Below are 5,075 nucleotides of genomic sequence, written 5' to 3'. Positions count from 1 at the left end.
TTGCTCGAAACTTGAACTACGCTTCGTTCCGTCCAAGCGGGGTCATTCGCTAACTTCGTCCGCTCAAAGTCTTTTCTTCGCATTTTCCTCCAAATTGCTCGAAACTTGAACTTTATTCTATCCAAATTAAAAGTTGAATAAAGTTTTCCTGCGTAATTTACTGTCTTACTCATCTTTTCTTATTTTAACACAAAAGCACGTTGCGTTTACAGTAATGTACAAAAAAACTCCGCAACCTCTAATGTTAAGAGTGTGCGGAGTTTTTTTAAACAGTTATTGTCGCATTGTCTGCTGCAACGCTTTGTGTTTTCAATACTTTGCCTGTATCGTCTTTGATAGTAATTTTCACCTTGCCGTCACTTCCTGCTGTAACTGGAATTTTTATTACCTCACCAGTAGCTGCTACGGTAAATGATTTTTTTATCACACCACTTCCGTTATCTATTTCAACGGCATAGTTCACTTGTTCACCAGTCGGTGAAAATGTGATGCTTACATCAAAATCTTTTTTCTCCGTTTTTGCCTCTGCTCCTTTTGAAAAGATGACTGTTACAGTTCCACCCACATCTACTTGTTGATCCGCTGCGGGTTCTTGGCGAATGACCAAGCCTTTTTCTACTGTATCAGAAAATTCCTCTTTCACGGTGAGTTTCAACCCTTGTTCTTCCAAGTAATCTTGTACTTCTTTCTTAGAATACCCCGACATATCTCGAAGAGTTACAGGTTTTGGTTTTTTTGCTACAACTAGCGTAATTTTTCCATCATAAAGTGAAACAACTGAACCTTTTTCTGGCGATTGTTTGATAACTTCGCCCTCTTTTGCCGTTTTACTTTCTTCGTCAATGCGTTCAATTTGCGAATATCTAAAGCCAATAGACAAAAGTTGCTGTTGAGCCCCTTCAAAGCTCATGCCAACGTAACTAGCAATCTCTACACCACTAGGACCACTTGAAACAGTGAATGTTAGCTCATCTTTTTCTGGGTCAACTAATTTTCCTGCTTTAACAGATTGTTTCATGATTTGTCCGCTTGGAATAGTGTCACTTGACTCTTCTTTTTTCTTGATAAGCGATTCATCATACCCTTTTAACTTGAGCTGATCGACTACATCAACATAAGCAAGTCCAACATAATCCTCTAGTTTCATCTTCTCCGTTCCTTTAGAGAGATAAATCGTAATCGCTCGATTTTCCTTTACGTGTTGTCCTTTTTCAGGGTCGGTGCGGATTACTTTTCCGCTTGTTACCGTCTCGCTTTCAATTTTTTTGACTGCTGCAACTTCAAGTTTTCGATCTGTTAATGCTTTTCTTGCTGCCGCCTCTGTCATATTTTCCACATCTGGCACGGTCACCTCACGAGGAGAGAGGAAGATAAACGCTGTGGCAAGCCCTGCGAGTAAAAGCACCAAAAACAAAGGAATCAGGAATCGTTTTTTCCCTTTTTTCTTAGGTTTACTATTTGTGCTATCCTTTAGACTTTGCATTGTTTCACGCTCTGCCGTTTTCATCATCTCATTTGGTGATTTAAGTGGCTCGAGTGCTTGTGTTTGCGTATTGTCAACTGGAGAAAATGTAACTTTCTCTTCATTCATACGGCTTGAATCAAGTGCTGTGGAAATATCGTCACTCATTTTTTGTGCACTTTCATAGCGATTGTTCGCCTCTTTTGCCGTGGCAATGAGTGCAACATTTTCAAGCGACTGTGGCACGCTTGGATTAATTCGGCGAATACTTGGCAATTCCTCTTGGAAATGTTTCAATGCAATCGTCACCGCACTATCTCCGTCAAACGGTACGCCACCTGTCAAAAGTTCGTAGAGAATGATTCCCATCGAATAAATATCACTGCGGTTTGTCGCCATCGCACCACGTGCTTGTTCTGGCGAAAGATAATGCACACTTCCCATCATCGAGTTCGTTTGCGTCAATGCTGTTTCTGCAAACGCAATGGCAATCCCAAAGTCCGTGATTTTCACTGTTCCGTTTTCATCTACCAAAATATTTTGTGGTTTCAAATCTCGGTGAATAATTCGGTGAGCGTGTGCAAGGCTCATTGCTGACAAAATTTGTCGCATAATATCCACCACACGTTCATTTGGAATTGGGTAGTTTTGTGAAATATATTTTTTCAAATCCATTCCACGCACATATTCCATCACCAAATACTGCACTCCGTCTTCTTCACCAACATCATAAACGCTGACAACATTCGGGTGAACAAGTTCACTTGCAGCAAGTGCCTCACGTTGGAAACGGCGAGTAGCGATTGGGTCATTTTGGAAATTGACACGCAACACTTTGATTGCCACATCTCTATCCAAAATCAAATCATGTGCTAAAAACACATTTGCCATACCACCAGATCCGATTGCTCCTAAAATTTTATAGCGACGGTTAAAAATCATACCAATCTCAATCATGATTTTTCCTCCTCGCTAAATTTTATAAGAAGGACGGTAATGTTATCTGCTCCACCATTTTCATTCGCACGATGAATTAGTTTTTCAGCGGTTTCTTTTACCGATTGTTTCTCCTCTAAAATGGAGAGAATCTCGTCATCTTCTACCATATCCGTCAAACCATCACTTGCTAAAAGTAAAATATCATCTGCCTCAATGTGCTGATTGGTCACATCTACTTGCACAACACCCGGCATACCAATTGTTCTTGTAATAATATTTTTCCGAGGGTGATGTTTTGCCTCTTCTACGGTTAGCTCCCCACTTTTGACAAGTTCATTGACAAGTGAATGGTCTTCGGTAATCTGGAGCATTTGTCCGTCTCGCACAACATACGCACGAGAGTCCCCAATATGTGCCAGAGTGAAACTTCCATAAAAAATCGCCACTGCCTCAATGGTCGTTCCCATGCCAAATAATTTTTCTTCCTGTTGACCTTTTTGGTAAATTTCTTCGTTAATATTTTGAAGTTGGTGAGTAAACCATTGTTCTACTTCGTGAGGACTTGCAAAAGTAGTCTCACACCAACGGCTTCCAAGCATTTCCACCGTCAATTTACTCGCAACATCTCCTGCTTTATGCCCGCCCATTCCATCTGCTAGAAGTGCAAGCGTTGCATTCGCCTTATTTACAAATGTTGCGACAAAGTCCTGATTGCTACTTCGCTTTCGCCCAATGTCAGATAATGAATAAATTTGCATAATGTTTTTCCTTTCTGCGAAATCACTTTGTGATTTCTTGAAACTTGACTTCCGCTGTCGCTACAGCCAAGCGGGGTCACGACCGAGCTTCGCCCGTTCGAAGTCTTTTCTGCGATTTCACTTCGTGTCTGTCGACTTCGTTGATAAAATCTTTCATACAAAAGTTTTCGCTACACTGAAATGCGTAGCATTTCGATTCCGCTTAAACCTTAGATTATAATTCCTTATTTTTTTGCAAGCAAGAAATAAAGAATCCGTCTGTCATGAATTGATTCGGTAGGAGCGTGAGCATGTCGTTTTTTATTTGTTCTCCTACTTTTTCATTTGCCAAAACTGGAATTTTTTCAAACTCTGGGTGTTGACAAAGAAATTTTTCAATGACTTGTTCATTTTCTTCTTCTGTTATTGTGCAAGTGCTATATGTTATTATACCGTTTTTTTTCAAACAAGTCGCTACACTTTCTAAAATTTCTAGTTGAATTGCTTGTAAATTTTGAAAATCCTCCGTTTGTTTGCGGTATTTTATGTCTGGTTTTCGCCGCATTAGCCCTAAACCACTGCACGGAGCATCGACTAAAATGCGATCAAAACTTTCTTTCGAGAAAATATTTTTCGCCTCACGTGCATCAGCTTTTTTTGTTTTCACTCGCTTGCTTAGTCCTTGTCGCTCAGCATTTTCTTCGATTAATTTGATTTTGTGGTCATAAATGTCAAGTGACGTTACTTCACCGCCTTGTTTTTCATCTAAATAATAGGCGATATGTGTCGTTTTTCCACCCGGTGCTGCACAAGCATCTAGCACTTTGTGCTGTTTTTCAAGCCGCATGGTATCTGCAACCAACATAGAACTTTCATCTTGCATGGTCAAAATCCCTTTTTTAAAAAGCTCCACACTTGCCAAATGCCCTTTTTTTCCCACAATGCCAAAAGGAGAAATTTCACTTAACTCAACAGTTACACCCGCATTTTTGAGGTCTAGTAAAATCTCGTCAGATGAAACGTTAAATGCGTTGTACCTTGCACTTACTTTTGGCGGAAGTAAAAGCGAGTGAGCAATTTTTTCGGTCAAATCAAAACCATATTGCTTTTCCAATTTCAAAATCATCCAAACAGGCATACTTGCCTCAATCGAAAGTCTTTCTACCTTATCCTTGATGAGACGAGTATCCGGCAAACCTCTTCGCTGAACATTTCGCAAGACACCATTGACAAATTTGCCAATTCCGATATTGCCATATGTTTTCGCAATTTCAACCGCATCATTGAAAATGGCATGAGGCGGCACTCTATCCAAATATTCCATTTGGTAGAGGGATAATTTTAACAGCTCTCGCACCCAATCGTCAATTTTTTTTCCATTTTGGATAAATGATTGCAAGAAATATTCAAGTGTCAATTTTCTTTGCACCACACCGTAAACCATTTCTGTAAACAATCCCTTGTCAATCTCTTTGATATTGCTTGATTTTAACACATCATTTAATAAAAGGTTAGAATAAGCTCCGCCCTCATTAATTTTTACCAGTGCTTGCATCGCTAAAAAACGAGGATTCTTTTTGATTTTATTTGGTAATTTTTTCGCCATTTTTTCTCCCTTTCTGCGATTTCACTTTATGGGCACCTCTAAAAACTCACGCTTACCCAAAATTGCTAGTTTTCCGATTTTCTTCGTCAGTCTCCTCAACCTATGAACCACATAGCTTTCGTCGATTTCCTCGAAAATCGAAAAACTAGCTAATTTTGGTTTAACCGGAGTTTTTAGAGGTGCCCTTATTCTGTTCTAGCGAGGTTGCTTGGAAATTGCTGTGTGGCTGAAGCCTGGTGGCTGTTCGCTGTGCCGCTCGAAACTAACGTTTTGATGCTAGTCTTTCAAAAATCTTTGATTCTTAGAAAGACTGTATGCGAAACGAAGTGTA

General features: G+C 39.8%; 3 protein-coding genes. All 3 read right to left on the bottom strand.

Annotated features, from left to right (window positions below):
- Window positions 1–265 precede the first annotated feature (265 nt).
- The 3 genes from pknB to rsmB all read right to left on the bottom strand — a co-directional run bounded on the left by pknB (window position 266) and on the right by rsmB (window position 4,744).
- Window positions 266–2,419: a Stk1 family PASTA domain-containing Ser/Thr kinase gene (gene pknB / locus B5D30_RS09795; protein WP_078807894.1), complete on the bottom strand. Its 2,154-nt coding sequence runs from the start codon at window positions 2,417–2,419 to the stop codon at window positions 266–268.
- A complete protein-coding gene (locus B5D30_RS09790) occupies window positions 2,416–3,159 on the bottom strand; it encodes a Stp1/IreP family PP2C-type Ser/Thr phosphatase (RefSeq protein WP_078807893.1) in 744 nt (247 codons plus the stop codon). The genes pknB and B5D30_RS09790 overlap by 4 nt, the downstream gene beginning before the upstream one ends.
- Window positions 3,160–3,373: 214 nt before the next feature.
- A complete protein-coding gene (gene rsmB / locus B5D30_RS09785; protein WP_078807892.1) occupies window positions 3,374–4,744 on the bottom strand; it encodes a 16S rRNA (cytosine(967)-C(5))-methyltransferase RsmB in 1,371 nt (456 codons plus the stop codon).
- Window positions 4,745–5,075: the final 331 nt, after the last annotated feature.

The organism is Pilibacter termitis, assembly GCF_900167335.1.
GTDB classification, from domain to species: Bacteria; Bacillota; Bacilli; order Lactobacillales; family Streptococcaceae; genus Pilibacter; species Pilibacter termitis.
This window is presented reverse-complemented; position numbering and strand designations above follow the sequence as displayed.